This window comes from Actinopolymorpha sp. B9G3, from assembly GCF_040120725.1.
Classification (GTDB): domain Bacteria; phylum Actinomycetota; class Actinomycetes; order Propionibacteriales; family Actinopolymorphaceae; genus Thermasporomyces.
In genome coordinates this window covers 208,591-226,963 of sequence record NZ_JBEEAB010000002.1, presented here as the reverse complement: position 1 = coordinate 226,963, position 18,373 = coordinate 208,591, and the positions used below count along the sequence as shown (strand labels likewise).

General features: G+C 68.6%; 14 protein-coding genes. 7 read left to right on the top strand and 7 right to left on the bottom strand.

Features of this window, described 5'->3' with window-relative positions; genetic code table 11:
- Window positions 1-2: 2 nt before the first annotated feature.
- Together panD and panB are read left to right on the top strand one after the other, a co-directional pair.
- Window positions 3-416, top strand: coding sequence for an aspartate 1-decarboxylase (gene panD, locus ABNF93_RS04185; RefSeq protein WP_349326179.1), 414 nt, complete (start codon window positions 3-5; stop codon window positions 414-416).
- A complete protein-coding gene (gene panB / locus ABNF93_RS04180) occupies window positions 413-1,303 on the top strand; it encodes a 3-methyl-2-oxobutanoate hydroxymethyltransferase (protein WP_349326178.1) in 891 nt (296 codons plus the stop codon). Before panD ends, panB begins: the two co-directional genes overlap by 4 nt.
- 111 nt (window positions 1,304-1,414) lie before the next feature.
- Here the strand turns inward: panB and ABNF93_RS04175 are convergent, their stop codons facing one another.
- From ABNF93_RS04175 to ABNF93_RS04165, 3 genes are all read right to left on the bottom strand, one after another.
- Window positions 1,415-2,851 (bottom strand): cytochrome P450, encoded by a 1,437-nt coding sequence (locus ABNF93_RS04175; RefSeq protein ID WP_349326177.1) that lies wholly within the window; start codon window positions 2,849-2,851, stop codon window positions 1,415-1,417.
- Entirely contained in the window at window positions 2,851-4,482 is a 1,632-nt protein-coding gene (locus ABNF93_RS04170; RefSeq protein ID WP_349326176.1) for an FAD-dependent oxidoreductase, read from the bottom strand. The genes ABNF93_RS04175 and ABNF93_RS04170 overlap by 1 nt, the downstream gene beginning before the upstream one ends.
- Window positions 4,483-4,673: 191 nt before the next feature.
- Window positions 4,674-5,513 (bottom strand): universal stress protein, encoded by an 840-nt coding sequence (locus tag ABNF93_RS04165; protein WP_349326175.1) that lies wholly within the window; start codon window positions 5,511-5,513, stop codon window positions 4,674-4,676.
- Window positions 5,514-5,682: 169 nt separating this feature from the next.
- Here ABNF93_RS04165 and ABNF93_RS04160 point away from each other — a divergent pair, with 169 nt between their 5' ends.
- The 4 genes from ABNF93_RS04160 (at window position 5,683) to ABNF93_RS04145 (ending at window position 12,725) form a co-directional block, all read left to right on the top strand.
- Window positions 5,683-7,449 (top strand): sensor histidine kinase, encoded by a 1,767-nt coding sequence (locus tag ABNF93_RS04160; protein WP_349326174.1) that lies wholly within the window; start codon window positions 5,683-5,685, stop codon window positions 7,447-7,449.
- 226 nt (window positions 7,450-7,675) lie between these two features.
- Window positions 7,676-9,784: a sensor histidine kinase gene (locus ABNF93_RS04155; RefSeq protein ID WP_349326173.1), complete on the top strand. Its 2,109-nt coding sequence runs from the start codon at window positions 7,676-7,678 to the stop codon at window positions 9,782-9,784.
- 147 nt (window positions 9,785-9,931) lie between these two features.
- Complete coding sequence (glgX, locus tag ABNF93_RS04150; protein WP_502877531.1) at window positions 9,932-12,058, top strand: glycogen debranching protein GlgX; 2,127 nt, start codon at window positions 9,932-9,934, stop codon at window positions 12,056-12,058.
- A 247-nt stretch (window positions 12,059-12,305) separates the two neighbouring features.
- Window positions 12,306-12,725 carry an RbsD/FucU family protein gene (locus tag ABNF93_RS04145; protein WP_349326171.1) on the top strand — a complete coding sequence of 140 codons (420 nt, stop codon included), beginning with the start codon at window positions 12,306-12,308 and terminating at the stop codon, window positions 12,723-12,725.
- 48 nt (window positions 12,726-12,773) lie between these two features.
- Here ABNF93_RS04145 and clpX read toward each other — a convergent pair whose 3' ends face one another.
- From clpX to ABNF93_RS04130, 3 genes are all read right to left on the bottom strand, one after another.
- Window positions 12,774-14,075 (bottom strand): ATP-dependent Clp protease ATP-binding subunit ClpX, encoded by a 1,302-nt coding sequence (gene clpX / locus ABNF93_RS04140; protein WP_349326170.1) that lies wholly within the window; start codon window positions 14,073-14,075, stop codon window positions 12,774-12,776.
- Window positions 14,076-14,386: 311 nt separating this feature from the next.
- Entirely contained in the window at window positions 14,387-15,067 is a 681-nt protein-coding gene (locus ABNF93_RS04135; RefSeq protein WP_349326169.1) for an ATP-dependent Clp protease proteolytic subunit, read from the bottom strand.
- 40 nt (window positions 15,068-15,107) lie between these two features.
- Window positions 15,108-15,722: an ATP-dependent Clp protease proteolytic subunit gene (locus tag ABNF93_RS04130; protein WP_349326168.1), complete on the bottom strand. Its 615-nt coding sequence runs from the start codon at window positions 15,720-15,722 to the stop codon at window positions 15,108-15,110.
- A 228-nt stretch (window positions 15,723-15,950) separates the two neighbouring features.
- Here ABNF93_RS04130 and ABNF93_RS04125 point away from each other — a divergent pair, with 228 nt between their 5' ends.
- A complete protein-coding gene (locus tag ABNF93_RS04125; RefSeq protein ID WP_349326167.1) occupies window positions 15,951-16,679 on the top strand; it encodes a helix-turn-helix domain-containing protein in 729 nt (242 codons plus the stop codon).
- A 25-nt stretch (window positions 16,680-16,704) separates the two neighbouring features.
- On the opposite strand, the gene tig is transcribed toward ABNF93_RS04125, so the two are convergent.
- Window positions 16,705-18,198, bottom strand: a complete 1,494-nt coding sequence (tig, locus tag ABNF93_RS04120) for a trigger factor (RefSeq protein ID WP_349326166.1) — start codon at window positions 18,196-18,198, stop codon at window positions 16,705-16,707.
- Window positions 18,199-18,373 lie beyond the last annotated feature (175 nt).

Sequence of the window (18,373 nt, the reverse complement as noted above, 5' to 3'; positions counted from 1 at the left end):
CGATGCACCGCACGCTGTTGAAGTCCAAGATCCACCGGGCGACTGTCACCGGATGCGACGTCGACTACGTGGGCAGCATCACCATCGACGCCGAGCTGATGGCGGCGGCGGACCTGCTCCCCCACGAACAGGTCCACGTCTGGGACGTCGACAACGCCGCCCGGTTCGTCACGTACGTGATCGCCGGTCCCGCGGGCTCGGGCACGATGCAGGTCAACGGCGCCGCCGCGAGTCTCGTGGAGATCGGTCACCGGGTGATCGTGGCGTCGTTCGGGAGCTTCTCCTCCGACGAGGTCTGGGCTCACGAGCCCGTCGTGGTCCACGTCGATGCCGCCAACACGATCGCCCGGGTGGACTCCGATCCCGGGGCGCTCCTGGGCTCGCCCCTTGCGTCGCAGGCAGGTGATCCGCGATGACCGCCCGCACTCGCGTGACCATTCCCAGGCTCGCCGAGATGAAGGCGGCCGGCGAGCCGATCGTCATGGTGACGGCGTACGACCATCCGTCGGCGCAGGTCGTGGAGAAGGCCGGCGTCGACGTGGTGCTCGTCGGCGACTCGGCCGCGATGGTGGTGCTCGGCCACGACTCGACCGTGCCGGTGGGGATGACGGAGATGCTCGTCCTCGCGGCGGCCGTGCGGCGGGGGCTCACGGTTCCGTTGCTGGTCGGCGACCTGCCGTTCGGTTCGTACGAACGCTCCGACGAGCAGGCGATCGAGAATGCTCAGCGGCTCGTCAAGGAGGCCGGCTGCGACGCGGTGAAGATCGAACGCGGTGGTACGTCGGTCGACCGGGCCCGCGCGATCGTCCGTGCCGGGATTCCGGTGATGGGCCACGTCGGCCTCACGCCTCAGACGGTCGGGCTGCTCGGCGGGTTCAAGGCGCAGGGGCGGACGGCGGCGAGTGCGGCGCGGATCGCGGCGGAGGCTCGGGCGCTGGCCGACGCCGGGTGTTTCGCGCTGGTCTTCGAGGCGATCCCGTCGGCGGTGACGGAGATCCTGATGGAGCAGGTGGACGTACCTGTCATCGGGATCGGCGCGGGGCCAGCCACCGACGGCCAGGTGCTGGTCTTCCACGACCTGCTGGGGATCTCGACCGGGCACACGCCGAAGTTCGTGAAGCGGTACGCCGGGGTCCGTGAGGCGATGACCACGGGCGTGGCCGCCTATGCCGCCGACGTCCGCGGGCGGGTGTTCCCCGGTCCCGAGCACGGGTACCCGATCGATCCGGACGAGAGTGCCGAGCTCCGCCGCCTGCTCGACGGGCGGCCGCCACTGCCGTGGGCCCGGTCCGCCCCGGGCTGACCTGGTGGCGAGGTCCCTGCGCTCGCAGGCGCGCCGTCGTTGTGCATGAGGGCGGCCCTCACGCAGAACCGCCTCGCATGAAGGGACGCCTCATGCGGAAAGCTGACACCCTCAACGGGGACGCGCCGCCTGGTCGGCAGCCTCCTCGATCGGTCGGCGGGCTTGGGGAACACCTGGCCGCGGTTCCGCCGGCTGCGCGGCGAGCAACCGGTCGTACGCCACTTCGAGGTGGCGCGGGCCACGCAAAACCGCGTTCGGACGGTACGACGGCGGATCCGCGGCCAGGCGGGGGTTCTCGAGCCGGCGGGCGAGCGCGGTCAACGCGACCCGCGCTTCCAGCCGGGCGAGCGGAGCACCGAAGCAGTAGTGGATCCCGCCGCCGAACCCGAGATGTTCGGTGCCTGCGCGGTCCTCGCCGTACCGGTCCGGATGGAAGCGGTCCGGGTCGAAGCGGTCCGGGTCCCGCACGTGCGCGGGATCACGGCTACCTGCGGCGAGGGCCAACGTGATGGCCGCCCCTTCCGGGATCGTCGTACCGCCGACGTCGATGTCGGCGAGGGCGACCCGTTCGGGCAGGAAGTGCACGGGCGGTTCGTAGCGCAGCAGCTCCTCGACGACCCAGATCCCGAGGTCGGGTTCGTTGCGCAGGCGCCGGAGTAGGTCGGGGTGCCGGAGCAGGGTGAGCATCCCGTTCGCGATCAGGTTCACGGTGGTCTCGTGGCCGGCGAAGAGCAGCAGCGCGGCGTTGCTGAGCAGCTCGGCGCGGGTCATCCGACCCCGTTCGACCTCCTCGACGACCAGCGTGGACAGGAGGTCGTCGCCCGGCCGGTCGCGGCGTACGTCGGCGAGCCCGCCGAGGTAGCGCTCCAGCTCCGCGACCGCCTCGATCCGTTTGCGCCGCAGGTCGGACGCCTCGGACCTCTCCCCACCGCGCGGGCCGATGGACTCCAGCAGCGCCGCGGTCCACACCCGGAACTTCGGTTCGTCCTCGGTGGGTACGCCGAGCAGCCGGCAGATCACCGTGACCGGGAACGGATAGGCGAACGCGTCCACCAGGTCCACCTGGTTGCTGGCGGAACCGTCGCTCGCGGCCGGGAAGTCGTCGACCAGGCCGGTCACGATCTCGACGAGTTCCGGCTCCATGTCGTCGATCCGCCGGGGAGTGTGGGGAGGGCCGAAGTGCCGCGCCATCAGGCCGCGGAGCCGGTCGTGCTCGGGCGGATCGTGGCGGATGAAGCTCGCCAGGTGCTCGTCCTCCTGTCCCGAGGCGGTCCCGGCTTCCGGTTCCGTCAGCTCGTCGTCCGGTGCCAGTTCGTCGTCAGGAACCTGCTCGTCCTCCGGGGCCGATCCCGGCGCACAGCGGGCGGCGTGCTCGTCCGAGCTGACCCGAGGATCGTGGAGCAGGTCGACGATCTCGCGGTACGTACTGACGACGTAGGTCCCGTCGGCCTCCCGGCGTACCGGTATCTCGCGAAGCTCCGCGTACAACCGATACGGATCGGGCCGGTTGGCGGGATCGAGGATCCGGTCGAAGACGCTCCGCTCCATCACAGGCCCCCTGACGGTTCGCCACCGTGCACCAGCGTCGCCCGCCGGTCGCTCGGCTGGTGGCCGGTGACGAGCACGGTGGCGACGTGGCTGGGCAGGGTCTGGTCCGGGATCTCGGCGGAGACGGGCGCCAGCGTGTCCGGTTGGTCGACGGCATGGAAGTCCGGCGGAAACGCCGCTCGCCGCTCGATCAGCCGCGCATAGAAGTCCAGCCACTTCGCCTGGTCGAAACAGACCGCCGCGGTGATGCGGCCCTGGTAGCCGTACGCCGCGACGAAGCCGTCGCCGTCAAGCGCACCTTGCGTGATGACCAGCTCGTCGGCGTAGGTCGGTACGCCGACCGACTTGATCTCGATCCCGAACTGCGTGGACCAGAACACCGGCAGCGACAGGTGCGGCCAGCGTTCGGTCTCGGCGCTGAGCATGTTGTGCGCGGCGACCTCGGCCTGGGTGACCGCGTTGCCCCAGTGCTCCAGGGCGAGTAGCTGGTAGTCGTAGATGGGGTGCGGGAACCGCGCCACGTCACCTGCGACGAACACGTCGTCGGTCACCAGCCCGTTGACGTCGAACGCCCGGCAGCCGGCGTCGCAGGCCACGCCCCACGCTCCGGCGGCGAGACCTGAGTCGTGAAGCCACTCCACGTTACGGATGGCGCCGAGTGCCGCTACCGCCACGTCGACGTCGAGCACACTGCCGTCGGAGAGCTTCGCCCTGCGCAGCCGGCCGTCGGCATCGCCCTCGAGGGCCGTGACTGTGACGCCACACCGCAGGTCGACGCCATGCTTGCGCTGCATCCTGGCCGCTGTTGCGCCGATCACGCCGCCGAGCGCGCCGACCAGCGGGGTCGGTCCGCGTTCGGCGACGGTGACGGGAATGCCGAGATCACAGCAGTCCGACGCGATCTCGGAGCCGGTGAAGCCGGCGCCGATCACGAGGACCCGGCGAGGCTCCGCCCCGAGGCGCCGCCGGAGCACAGTTGCGTCGTCGCGGGTACGCAGGACGAAGACACCGTCGAGTGCCGCCTCTGTCGGGTTCGGCCAGGGCCGGGCGCGGACGCCGGTCGCGATCAGTACCCGGTCGTAGCCCACCCGCCGACCGTCCGCGAGGACGACCTCCTTCGCCCCGATGTCCAGGCGCGCGGCCGGGCTGCCGAGCATCCACCGCGCGTCGATCCCCTCGGTCCGCGGCAGGCTCGTCCGCTGCGCGGGGACCCGGCCGGTCAGGACGTGCTTCGACAGTGGCGGACGATCGTAGGGTGCGTGGCGCTCGTCACCGATCACCGTCAGCGTGCCGGTGAAGCCCTCCGCGCGGAGCGTCACCGCGGCCCGCAACCCGGCAAGAGACGCGCCGACGATGACGATGCGTTCGACCCGCGGCCGCGTCGAGGTGCTCCGCGCCCGGGTTGGCACGGCAGCCGTGCCGCCCGGTGCGGCACCGCCGTCCAACCGGTCCAGCACGATCGCCTGCACCGGACACGCGGCCGCCGCACGCAGGATCCGGTCCCGCTGCCGATCGTCGGGTTCCGCGTCGTAGGTCAACGACTCGTTGCCACGCATCGAGAAGACGTCCGGCGCGAGGAACGCGCACTGGGCGTACCCCTGACAGCGGGTGAGGTCGACGACGAGCCGCATGGCGCTGTCCTCTCCCGAGAGCCTTCCCCGGCCCGGACTCGCCGTCCGGCCCTGCGACCACACTTTGCGGCCGGGCAGGTCGAACCATCACCTGATCGGGGTGAACACGGGCGGAGTCACCGGTCCCTCCGGCCCAGCGCCACAGGACTGCCAGACCGTTCCCCCGAACGCAGGGGCGGGACGGGGGTACTTCAGGAGGAGGGAACCACCGGGCGTACGACGGCGATGGAGCAGTACGCATGGTGGAGCAAGCTCTGGCTGACCGAACCGAGCAGCATCCCGACCAGCCCGCCGCGGCCCCGTGAGCCGACCACGACGAGGCCGGCGCCGCGCGAGAGTTCGGTGAGCAGCACCGCGGGCCGGCCCTCCAACAGACTCGTCGTCACCTGCACCTCCGGGTACTTGTCCTGAAAGCCCGCAAGCGATTCCGACATCCACCTCAGGTGCTCGTTGCGCCGTGTCGCGAACGCCTCCGCGTCCCACCGGGCTGCGGCCGGATGGTCAACCTGCCAGCAGTGCACGGCGACCAGCCCGGTCCCGCGGTGGGAGGCTTCGCCGAATGCGAAGTCCACCGCACGTTCGGACACGTCCGAGCCGTCGACTCCGACCACGACCCGCGCACCCGGCGTGGCGCGCTCTCCCGACGTCCGGGCCACGATGACCGGGCAGGGCGCATGGGTCGCCACCGCCGATCCCACCGAGCCGAGTACCACCGACGCGATTGCCGACCGCGGCCGCGATCCCACGACCACGAGTTCGGCATCGGCCGCCTGTTCCAGCAGGGCCATCGCCGGGAACCCGCTGGTGACCAGGCCGGACACCTCCGTGAAACCCAGGTCGTCACGGACGAAAGCCACCGCCGAGTCGAGTTCTTCGCTTTCGGGGTTCTCTTCGTACATCTCGACCGAACGCACGATCTGGAGCGGACAGTTCCGGTACCTCGCCTCGTCGACTGCCAGGCGCAATGCCGTGCGGCTCTCCGTACTGCCGTCGACTCCCACGACAACCCGACGGCGCGATGGATCGGTCATCAGAACCTCCTCGCCCGGCTCTGCGCCAGGATTCCCGATCTCGACGATCGCCCCCAGAGGCCAATGTCCCGCTGACGGACGTCCATCGACTCTCCGCGATCCCGCACAATATGCGAGCGAGACGGTGGCCGGCTATGTCTTGGCGTTCTGGGCGCCTACCATCGGTTCCATGGCCCTGACCGGGGAGGCGGCCGGTATGTCCACTCCAGGGCAACCGGGCGCTCTGCGCGACAACCGGGTGGATCAGGAAAGGATCCCTCCCGATGACCCTGCCTACCCGAGGATGCCGGCTCCTCAGCGTCGGGTCCAGACACTGATCGACGCGATCCTCACCGTCGGAACCGATCTGGACCTTTCACAGGTTCTCGAACGTGTCGTGCATTCCGCGTGCGTCCTTGCCGGTGCTCGATACGGCGTCCTCATTCTCGCCACACCCGAACGGGAAATCACCGACACCATTACCATCGGTACCACTGCGGAGGATCGGGAGAAAATCTCTCAACTGCCGGAATTCCGCGAGGTGCCGGGGTGGGACTTCAAGCCTGGAAAAGAGATCCGGATCGGCGAGGTTCCGGAGCATTTCACGGCCGCCGGGCTGCCTCGCCCCCATCCGGCGGTCCCTGATCTTCTGGGCGTTCCCATCGCCATGCGCGACGAGACATTCGGCCATCTCTACCTCGGCGACTGTGGGCAGGACGGCGACGACGGCACGACGTCGTTGACCCCCGACGACGAGGAAGCGCTTCTCGCCCTCGCCACGGCCGCCGGAATCGCGATCCAGAACGCCCGGCTCTTCGAGCGTGAACGTCGGCGCCAACAGTGGTTGCAGGCGGCATCGGAGATGACCCATCTCCTGCTGGGCGAGGTCAACCGCGACCAGGCCCTGCGCATGGTGACCAGGCAGCTGCGGGAGATCTCCGGCGCGTGCTACGGGAGCCTGATCCTGCTCGATCCGGCTGTCCCGGGAACGATGGTGCTCGAGGCGGCCGACGGTCTCGGGCTGGAGTTCACCACCGGCACCCGCACTGACATCCGCGGAATTCCCGCCATGGTGATGGAGTCAGGAAAAGCTCTTGTCACTCGTGACCTTCCGGCCGAAAAGGCGTTCAACCCACCGCCTGACTGGCGTAAGCCCTTGTCGGTGGTGGGTCTCGGCATGGTCCTGCCCCTCGTCGCCAGCGACGAGATCCTCGGCGTGCTGTATGTCGGCTGGGAACGCAACTCGCCGAACGAACGTCTGGCCGCCCAGGAGGTCCCCCTGGTGGAGATGTGGGCCAGCCATGCCGCACTTGCGCTCCAGCGGGTCCAGGCCCAGCGCAACAACTCCCGCCTGCTGATCCTGGAGGACCGCGACCGGATCGCCCGCGATCTGCACGACGCCGTGATCCAACGCCTCTTCGCCGTCGGTACCCGTCTGCACAGCGCCAACGGTCTCAGTACCCGGCCCGAGGTCCAGCGCAGGATCGCGAGAGCCATCGAGGAGCTCGACGAGACGACGAACGACATCCGGTCGACGATCTTCCAGCTCCATGAGCCGCGCCGCGAGTCCCCCACTCCCCTGCAGAACCAACTCCTGGCGGAGCTCGACATGGCGCGGGACCTGTTCGGTTTCACCCCACGTGTCGTGTTGAACGGGCTGGTCGATTCCCTGCCTGAGGCTTTCCACGACGAGCTGATATTCGCGGTCCGTCACGCCCTCACCGTTGCCGGCAAGCGTCGTGCGGTGGTCCACGTGGAGGTCGTGATCAACCTCGTCGGCGGAGTCAGCCTCACGGTGACAGATGACGGCGTTGCCGGCGATTCGCAGACCGAACGCTTCCGCGCCGCCCGGATCGCGGAACTGTCGGCGCAGGCGAGCCGCCTCGGGGGCAGGTGCGAGACATTCGCAGACGAGGACGGCCGCACGACGATCAAGTGGTACGCACCGTTCGACTGACTCCCGGGGCCGAGCCTTTGTCTGCCAGGCAGACCCTTTCTCTGCCAGCCTGATCCCTTCTCCAGCGGGCTGGCACTGTCCTCGCAGGGTGCGATCATGCCCCGCGAAGCAGCGGCGCGGCGCAATGTGTCCTACGCTTTTCGAAAGCGGGGTTGCGGACTCGCCGCAAGGGGATGTGTGACCTATTTGCCGCAAGGCTTATGGCCATTGATGGAGCGGACAAACGGTGGGTAACAATTGCGAGCGGAGGCAGGTCCTTCAGCGCATTGTGGAAACAGCGGCGCAGCTCACCGTCGCGAAGTATGCCGTTCTGGTCATCGTGACGCGGGAGAAGCGGATTCTCGAATTCATCCCCTTTGGTGTCACCGAGGAACGTGTTGCGAAAATCGGTGAGCGACCACAGTTCAGAGGAATTCTTAAAATTGTCCGCAAGACCGGCAGAGCCCTGCGGATCGCCGATGTCAGGACACATCCGGCACGATACGGCATTCCCGCACACCATCCCGTCATCACCAGTCTGCTCGCCGTACCCATCAAGCTGCACGGCGACACCGAAGGGCTGCTCTACCTCGCCAACAAGACGTCCGCGCGCGAGTTCTCGGCCGCGGACGAGGCCGCCGTGACCGCACTCGCCGACGCGGCAGGCATGACGATCGAGAACTCGCGGCTGTTCCAGCAGGAACGCCGACGCGAGCGTTGGATCGAGATGGGCGCCGAGGTGACCCGCCTGCTCCTCAACCCGGCAAGTCGCGACGAGGCGCTGCCGCTGGTGCTGCGTCGCATCCGGGAGGTCTCCAGGGCGTTCACAGGCGTGATCGCCCTCGTCGAACGCACGGCCTCGGAGGAACGCATCGTCTTCGAGGCGATGGACGGCATCGAGACGGATCACGACGAGACGGTCAGCATCCAACTCCGCCGCCCCAGCTTCCTGGCGTCCGTGATCGACACCGGAGCGCCGATCCTCACCACCGACCTGCAGGACGACCCGCAGTACAACCCCACCCCCATCTGGGCCGCCCTGTCCGAAGACGTCGGCCTCGCGATGTTCATGCCGCTGACGGCCGAGGGCGAGACGATGGGAGTGCTCGCTCTCACCTGGCGGCGAGGCTCACCCGACGAAGCCGTCGCGATCGAGGACGCCGAACTCATGCAGTCGTTCGCCGACCAGGCCGCACTAGCCCTGCACCAGCAGCGGCTCCAGTACGACCGTGAGCGGCGCGGGCGGTGGCTCGAAGCCGGGTTCGGGCTGACCCGTCTGCTCCTCAACGACGTCGACCGTGACGAGGCGTTGACGATGGTGATCCGGCGGTTCCGGGCGGTTTCCGCCGCCGACTACGCGGGGCTGATCACCGTGGACCCCGCCGACGCCGACACCGCGGTCCTCGCCGTGGTCGAGGGACTCGACCTGGAGTCGACCGCGGGCACCAGGATCGGCCGGCGTGGCCTCACCGCCCGTGTCATCGAGACGCGCCAGCGCGTCGTCAGCGACGATCTCACCCACGAGCCGGAGTACGACCCTCCGCCCGAGTGGGCGGAAGCCATGTCGGTGATCGGCCTGGGCATGCTCATCCCGCTGGTGGTGTCGGGCGACGTCTTCGGCATCCTCTACGCGGGATGGCGGCGTGGTTCGCCACAGGAGCGGGTCGGTCGTCGAGAGATCGACATGGTGGAAGCGTTCGCCGGCCAGGCCGCGCTCGCCCTGCAACACGTCCAGTCGCAGGAGGCCCGCGCCCGGATGCGGGTGCTCGAGGACCGCGACCGGATCGCATCGGACCTGCACGACGTGGTCATCCAGCGCCTGTTCGCGGTCGAGATGCGCCTGCACAGCGCGGCGGGGCTGAGCACCGACCCGCAGGTGCGGCAGCGCATCGACGCGGCGATCGACGACCTCGACGACATGACCAGGGAGGTGCGTTCGACGATCTTTTCCTTACACCACGAGGAGGGCGACGAAGCGTCCATCCGCTCTCAGCTGCTCTACGAGATCGACTCGGCGCGGGCTGTGCTCGGTTTCACGCCACGCCTGGTCGTGCGTGGACCGGTCGACCGAGGCGTGTCACCGCGGCTGCGCAGCGAGCTGGTTCCAGCAGTGCGCGACGCGCTCGCCAACGCCGCCGCCCACCTGTCGCCGACCGAGGTCGAGGTCACGGTCAGGGTCACCGGAGATGAGCTTGTCCTCACCGTCACCGACGACGGCACCGATATCGGCGGCTCGCCGCCTGAAGCGCGCGTCGCCGAGCTGAAGACCCGCGCCCTCCACCTGGGTGGTTCGTTCGACGTCCGGTCCGGCGAGCGTGGCAACCTCCTCGAGTGGCATGTCCCTCTCGCAAGTTGATCGCGTTTGAGCCCGCCCGTGGGGTGCGAGGAACGAGATCGCACGCCCCTGTCGGGCCCTCTCACACCCGGATCGGCGCGGCGATCGCGGGTATCAGTGTCCCGAATCGCCGGCACCACATCGGTTCCGTCCCACCGATCCGCAAGGATGGAGCCCGTGACGAGGAATGGAGCGGGCCTCTGGTGGCCCGACGGCTGCCCACCACCCGGTGCGACGTACGACGGCTCTGGCGTGACGTTCGCCCTCTGGGCGCCCATGGCCGAACGCGTGGAGGTCTGCCTCACCGCTCCCGACGGTTCCGAACGGCGGGTTCCCTTGTCCGACCAGATCTTCGGGACGTGGTACGGCCGCATCGCCGGTGTCGGGCCCGGGCAGCGTTACGGTTACCGCGTCTACGGGCCGTGGGATCCGCAGGCGGGCCACCGGTTCAACCCGGCGAAACTGCTTGTCGATCCGTACGCCCGGGCGATCAACGGTGAGCTCGTCGACCACGCAGCGATCTTCGGCCACGCGACCAAGGCCGAGGGCGACCTGATCCGCGACGACCGGGACTCCGCGCCCTATGTGCCGCGGTCAGTCGTCGTCGACGCGTCCTTCGACTGGGGCGATGACCGACGACCCCGCGTACCGTGGAGTGACACGGTTCTCTACGAGCTTCACGTGCGTGGTTTCACGAAGCTGCACCCCGAGGTCCCGCCCGAGCTTCGCGGTACCTACGCCGGCCTGGCCCATCCGGCGGTCCTCTCCTACCTCGTCGACCTGGGCGTCACCACCCTCGAGCTTCTGCCGGTCCACCAGTTCGTCAGCGAGTCGATGCTGAGCGGGCGTGGGCTCGCCAACTACTGGGGCTACAACACGCTCGGGTTCTTCGCGCCCCACGGGGGATATGCCGCGGCCGGCACCGAAGGGCAGCAGGTCACCGAGTTCAAGCAGCTGGTGAAGGCGGCCCACGAAGCCGGGCTCGAAGTCGTGCTCGACGTGGTCTACAACCACACCTGCGAGCAGGACGAGCGCGGACCCACGCTGTCGTTCCGTGGCATCCACAACGCCGCCTACTACCGGCTGGACGACGGGGGGCGGCACTACCTCGACCTCAGCGGTACGGGCAACTCCCTCAACCTGCGCCATCCCGAGGTCGTGCGGCTGGTCCTGGACTCGCTGCGGTACTGGGTGGAGGAGATGCACGTCGACGGGTTCCGGTTCGACCTGGCGTCGGCGCTCACCCGGGACGACGGCGGAGTCGACATGGCGGGACCGTTCGTCGCGGCCGTCAACCAGGACCCGGTCCTGCGTCGCGTCAAGCTGATCGCCGAGCCCTGGGACCTTGGGGCGGGCGGCTACCAGGTCGGCGCGTTCCCGCCGCCGTGGTCGGAGTGGAACGACCGGTTCCGGGACGCCGTCCGCGAGTTCTGGTCCGGCTCCCCCGATGGCGTCAGGGACCTTGCGTCGCGGATGTCGGGGTCGAGCGACCTCTACCGGCGCAGCGGCCGCCGGCCCTTCGCTTCCATCAACTACGTCACGTCCCACGACGGCTTCACGGCGCGTGACCTCGTGAGCTACGAACGAAAGCACAACGAGGCCAATGGCGAGGACAACGCCGACGGGAACGACGACAACCGGTCGTCCAACTCCGGTGTCGAGGGCGAGACGGATGACCCGGCGGTGGTCGCGCGGCGGCTGAGGCAGGTCCGCAACCTGCTCACGACCCTGGTCCTCGCAGCCGGTGTGCCGATGGTGCTCGGCGGCGACGAGCGCGGGCGTACGCAGGGCGGCAACAACAACGCCTACTGCCAGGACAACGAGATCTCCTGGGTCTCCTGGGCTGACAAGGGCGTCTGGACGGACCTTCGCCGCGTGGTACGGACGCTGCTGCGGATCCGGCGCGAGCACCCGGTCTTCCGACGTTCGACGTTCTTCTCCGGCGCGCTCGACCCCGCTGGCGGGCGCCGCGACGTGGGCTGGTTCGGCCCATGGGGCGAGGAGATGGACGACGCCGCCTGGCACGACTCGTCACTGCGGACGCTCGGGATGTTCCTGGCCGGCGAACGCACCGGACGGCGTACGGCCGCAGGCGAGCCGGTCCACGACGACTCGTTCCTGCTGTGGCTCCACGCCGGCGAGGAGGCCGTCAAGGTCAGCTTGCCGGGACCGCCATGGGCGCTGGCCTACTCCGTCATCGTCGACTCCAGCGACTCGGTGGTGCCGCGGCACCTGGCCGGCTACGAAGAGCTGGAGCTGCCACCCCACTGCGCCGTCCTCCTCCGCGCTGAGTGACCGCCGGCGACCCAGGTTCGGATTCGGATTCGGGTGCCCCCCCGCCAACGCGCCCTCACGAGAGGGGACCCCCCTCCAATAGGTACGTACGAAGGGCACCCTCACCCAACGCGGCTTCGCAGGGAGGGTCCCCTCCTGCAGGAGCGAGAGGGCGAAGAACCACCGACATCCCCGGCTCGTTATAGTCCCAGGCCGGAGGACGTGCGGGTCGGCGGAGAAGGGCCCGCACTCATCGAGAGGCGAGGCCATGCTGCGGTACAACCTCATCCATCCAGAGATCCTGGCCGCCCTGGCCTCGGCGGGCCATGGCTCGCGAGTGCTGATCGCGGACGGGCACTACCCCTTCGTCACCGCTGCCGGGCCCAACGCGACTCACGTCTTCCTCAACCTCACGCCCGGTCGGCTCAACGCCACCGAGGTTCTGGCGGCCGTGGTGGACGCCACGCCGATCGAGTCCGCCTCGGTCATGCAGCCACCTCCCGAGCTCCCGACGCCTGAGGTCTTCGCCGAGTTCGGGGCGCTGCTGCCCGACGGCACTCCGATGGAGCGGCTCGACCGGTTCGGGTTCTACGACGCCGCGAAGTCGGAGGATGTCGCGCTGGTCATCGCCACCGGCGAGCAGCGCACGTACGCCAACATCCTGCTCACCATCGGCGTCGCGGCCTGAGCAAGGGCCCCTCCGGCGCCCGTCCCCGTCGAGCCCGCGCCAGTCTCGTCAGGCCGTCTTCTCGCGGCGTTCGCTGCTGCTGCGCTTGCGGCCGGTCTGCTCTCGCGGAACGAGCGTCGGGTTCACGTTGTCGAGGACGACCTCGCGGGTGACGATGACCCGGGCCACGTCGTCGCGGCTGGGCACTTCGTACATCACGTTGAGCAGGACCTCTTCGATGATCGCCCGGGTCGCGCGCGCCCCGGTGCCGCGAAGCAGCGCCTGCTCGGAGATCGCCTCGATCGCTTCGTCAGAGAACTCGAGCTCGACACCGTCGAGCTCGAAGAGCTTCTGGTACTGCTTGACCAGCGCGTTGCGCGGCTCGGTGAGGATCCGCATCAGCGCGGTCCGGTCCAGTGGCTGCACCGTCGCGACGACCGGGAGCCGGCCGACGAACTCCGGGATCAGCCCGAACTTCAACAGGTCCTCCGGCATCACCTCGGAGAAAGCGTCGTCCTTCTCGCGTTCCTCCTTCGTCCGGATGGTGGCGGAGAATCCGACGCCCTTCTTGCCGACCCGCTGCTCGATGATCCGCTCGAGGCCGGCGAACGCCCCGCCCACGATGAACAGGACGTTGGTCGTGTCGATCTGGATGAACTCCTGGTGCGGGTGCTTGCGGCCACCCTGCGGCGGCACGCTCGCGGTGGTCCCCTCCAGGATCTTCAGCAGTGCCTGCTGGACACCTTCGCCGGAGACGTCGCGGGTGATCGACGGGTTCTCGCTCTTACGGGCGATCTTGTCAACCTCGTCGATGTAGATGATGCCGGTTTCGGCCTTTTTGACATCATAATCAGCGGCCTGGATCAGCTTGAGCAGGATGTTCTCGACGTCTTCACCGACGTAGCCCGCCTCGGTCAGTGCGGTCGCGTCGGCGATCGCGAACGGGACGTTGAGCATCTTGGCCAGGGTCTGCGCGAGATAGGTCTTGCCGCAGCCGGTGGGCCCGATGAGCAGGATGTTGGACTTCGCCAACTCGACTGGCTCGTCACGGGCGTGTCGCCCGGCGGCCGACAGGCCCGACTGCACCCGCTTGTAGTGGTTGTAGACAGCCACCGAGAGCGCCTTCTTGGCAGCGTCCTGCCCGACGACATAGGAGTCGAGGAACTCGTAGATCTCCCGCGGCTTGGGAAGCTCGTGCAGACCGACCTCCGAGGACTCGCTGAGCTCCTCCTCGATGATCTCGTTGCACAGGTCGATGCACTCGTCGCAGATGTAGACGCCCGGACCTGCAATGAGCTTCTTGACCTGCTTCTGGCTCTTTCCACAGAAGGAGCACTTGAGCAGGTCGCCGCCGTCACCGATGCGTGCCACTCCGGAACGTCTCCTTCGGTTGCTACGCCACTGTCATGGGCGTGGGGGTCGAACCTGCATAGGACTCGGGCCGGTCAGCCCTCAGGGTGTGTCGCGGCGACCTTGTGAGCCGTTGCCGCGCATGCTCTGAGCGTACAGAGACCGACGGTACTCCGTTCTGGGCGCGAACGGTCGCGTTCAACCGCGCGTCGCTGGACACACGCGGCGAATCCGGGTGGGCCCGACACTTCTGGGCCGCCGTGACATTCGGCACGTCGGTTGACTCCCTTGTCAGTTCCCCACAAAGCCGGCTCTGGAGCCTGGCTCGGCCCTCAGACCTCGACCAGGCTCTTCTTGCGGCTGACCAGCACCTCGTCGATGAGGCCGTACTCGACGGCCTGCTCGGCGCTGAGGTACTTGTCGCGCTCGATGTCGCGTCCGACCTCCTCGATCGGACGTCCGGTGTTGTCGGCGATCATCGTCTCCAGCATCTCGCGCATCCGCAGGATCTCGTTCGCCTGGATCTCGATATCGCTCGCCTGACCGTAACCACCCTCGGTGTAGGGCTGGTGGATGACGATCCGGCTGTGCGGAAGCGCCGACCGCTTGCCTGGCGCGCCGGCGGCCAGCAGCACCGCGGCCGCCGAAGCCGCCTGGCCGAGGCAGACCGTGTGGACGTCGGGAGTGATGTAGCGCATCGTGTCGTAGATCGCCGTGAGCGCCGTGATGGAACCACCGGGTGAGTTGATGTAGATCTGCACCTCACGGTCGGGGTCCATCGACTCCAGGCACATCAGCTGCGCCATGACCGCGTTGGCGATGTCGTCGGAGATCGGCGTGCCGAGGAAGATGATCCGCTCCTCGAAGAGCTTCGCGTACGGATCGATCTGTCGGTAACCGTAGGGGGTGCGCTCTTCCCACCGCGGGATGAAGTAGTCGCCCCGCGGCAGCCTCGAGGGCTCTGTCGCGAGTCCGGGGAGCTGGATACCGCCGGCCGGTTGGATGCTGGTCATCGTGGTTCGTCCTCCAGGGGGATGGTGCCGTGCCGGGGTGTCAGGAGACAGGTCCGACCGAGCTGACTTCGCCGGCGTACTTCACCACATGGTCGATGAAGCCATACTCCCGCGACTGCTCGGCGGTGAACCACCGGTCGCGGTCCGCGTCCGCCTCGATCTGGTCGACCGTCTGGCCGGTGTGGAGAGCGGTCAGCTCGAACAGTTGCTTCTTCAGGTGCAGGCTCTGCTGGGCCTGGATCTTGATGTCGGACGCCGTGCCACCGAGCCCACCCGAGACCTGGTGCATCATGATGCGCGAGTGCGGCAGGGCGAAACGCTTGCCCTTCGTACCGGCCGCCAGCAGGAACTGTCCCATCGACGCGGCCAGGCCCATCGCCACGGTGGCGACGTCGTTGGAGATGAACTGCATCGTGTCGTAGATCGCGAGGCCGGAGTCGACCGATCCGCCCGGCGAGTTGATGTAGAGCCAGATGTCCTTGGCCGGGTCCTCGGCGTTGAGCACGAGCATCTGCGCGCAGATCGCGTTGGCGTTCTGGTCGCGGACCTCCGAGCCGAGGAAGATGATCCGCTCCTTGAGGAGCCGCTGGTAAATGTGATCGTCGAGGCCGCCCTGGCCGTTGTGGCCCTGCGCCCGCTCCGCGTATTCGTTCACGTCCTCCGCCTAGGTCTGTCTCGTGGGTGTCTGGTGGCACACATCGGGCCCGCACGTGGGCGGTATTCGCACCGTTCGAACTTGACCTCGACCCTAGCCAACCGCTCCCCCGCAGCGGACGCGGAGAGGGTCCTGTTCGCTCACGGCGCAGAGTCGTCAGGTCCGGACTCCGCTTCCCATGCAAAGAATCGTTTGCAAACATGTTTCCGCGAGCGTACGGTGCCCGGCATGTCCGACGAGTCCGACCAGTCCGACGAGTCCGTCCGGGCCGCCCAGCCCGAGGCCACGCGAGACCTTCCGCCCAGGCTCGCCCCGAGGAGCGAGGTGCCCCTCACCCCGAGGAGCGAGGTGCCCCTCAACGCGCGGTCGCTGCGGGGCCTGGCCCACCCGGTCAGAGTCCGGATGCTCGGCCTGCTGCGCGAGGCGGGGCCGGCCACCGCGACCACCCTGGCGCACCAGCTCGGGCTCAACACCGGCGCCACGAGCTACCACCTACGACAGCTCGCCGCGCATGGCTTCGTCGTGGAGGACGCGGAGCGTGGCACCGCCCGCGAGCGCTGGTGGCGACCTGCGCACCGGCACACGCGCCACGCCCCGCCAGCGGCCGACGACGACCGCGCGCTCGGCGACGCGTACCTCCGTGCGGTCGGCCTGCAGTACGCCGAACGGATCCAGGACGCACTCGACGACCTGCCGACCCGCCCGGAGCGCTGGAGGCCAAACCTCAGCGACTTCAGGCTCCGTGTCACCCCCGACGAGCTCGAGGAGGTGCTCACCCAGGTCACCGAACTCATCGGCAGATACCGTCACGATGACGCCGCAGGCGGCGATTCGGCGCCAGCTGATGCCGAGCCGGTGGTTGTCCAGGTCCAGGCGTTCCTGCGTCCCGGCGCACCGACCGGCGACGACCTCGGGGCCGGCAACACCGCAGGGCCCGACCAGGACGGCGACGCGTGACCGTCCCTAACGCGGCGGCTGCCGATCAGGCACCGGAGCCTGGCTGACCTTCCGGGTCGCCATCTGTTCCGGTCCCGGCGTCACCCTCACCCTTGCCCGCCGTCGAGTCCTCTGCAGCGTCGGTGGGAGTCTCCGCGTCGCCAGCGGCGTCGGCGTCCTCGGAGGCCTCCGCCGCATCCTCGCCCTCCGGAGCGAGCGTGCCGTCCGGCTGCAGGCGCTTCAGCTCGACCGGGCGCCCGGACTCATCCGTCACGACCGCGTTGTCGACCACCAGGGCCAGAGCCTTGCCCCGCCTGACCTCCTGCACCAAAGTCTGGAAGTAGTTGGCCTGGATGACCTGGTTGAAGTAGTCCGCCGGGCTCATACCGGACTGCTGGGCGCGCTGCGCGATGGCGATCTTGACCTCGTCCTCGCTGACCGAGAGCTCTTCCTTCTCGGCCACCTCGTCGAGGACGAACTCCGCCTTCATCGAGTCGCGGGCCCGCTTGTCCAGCTCCTGACCGAATTCCTCGGCCGACTGGCCTTCGCTCTGGAGGTACTGCTCCTCCGACAGACCGATCTGGCCCAACTGCTGACCGATCGCCTCGCGGCGGGACTCGACCTCGGTCGCGACCGCGGCGTCCGGGAGCGGGATGTCGACGAGCCCGAGCAACTTCTCGAGGATGCCGTCACGCGCGGCCTGCGCCTGCTGGATCCGCTTCGAACGCTCGATGCGATCGCTGAGATCTGCCCGCAGCTCGTCCAGGGTGTCGAACTCGCTCGCGAGCTGGGCGAAGTCGTCGTCGAGGTCGGGGAGCTGCTGCTCCTTGACGGCGGTCACCGTCACGGTCACCTCGACGTCCTCGCCCGCGTGGTCGCCAGCGACCAGCTGAGTGCTGAAGGTCGCGGACTCGCCAGCCTGCAGGCCCTTCACGGCGTCGTCCAGTCCCTCGAGCCGCGCACCGCTGCCGATCTGGTAGCTGACTCCGCTCGACTCCTCGTCCTCGAGCTCCTCGCCGTCCTTGCTGGCGGACAGGTCGATCGTCACGTAGTCATCGTCACCGGCGGCGCGTTCGACCGTCGTGAGAGAACCAAACCGCTCACGCAGCGAGTTGACCTGTTCCTCGACGTCCTCGTCGGTCACCTCGGCGTCGTCGACGCTCAGCTCCAGCCCGTGATATTCGGGGAGCGTGATCTCCGGCTTGACGTCGACCTCGGCGGTGAACTTCAGGTCGGCACCGTCAGCGATCTCCGGTACGTCGACCTCCGGGCGGCCGAGTGGCTCGACCTTGTTCTCCTGGAGGGCGTCAACGTAGAGCCGCGGGATCGCGTCCTGGACCGCCTGCTCCAGGACCAGTCCGCGTCCCACCCGCTGGTCGATGATCCGGGGTGGGATCTTGCCCTTCCGGAACCCGGGGATCGTCACCTGTCGGGCGATCTCCCGGTAGGCGTTGTCGAGGCTCGACTTGAGCTCCTCGAAGGGCACCTCGACGGTCAGCCGGACCCGGGTCGGGCTCAGGGTCTCGACGGCGCTCTTCACGATCGTGGATCTCCTCGGAATGGGCGTGAGCACGTGGCCTGGGACACCCGCATGCCTCATGCAGACGATCGCGGGCGCGTCACGGGACGTGGCCCGCTCGGGCCGATCCCGGTGCGCGACGCAGTGTACGCCCCACGGCGGCGCCTCTTCTTCGCGCACCCGCTGAGTGGCCGAG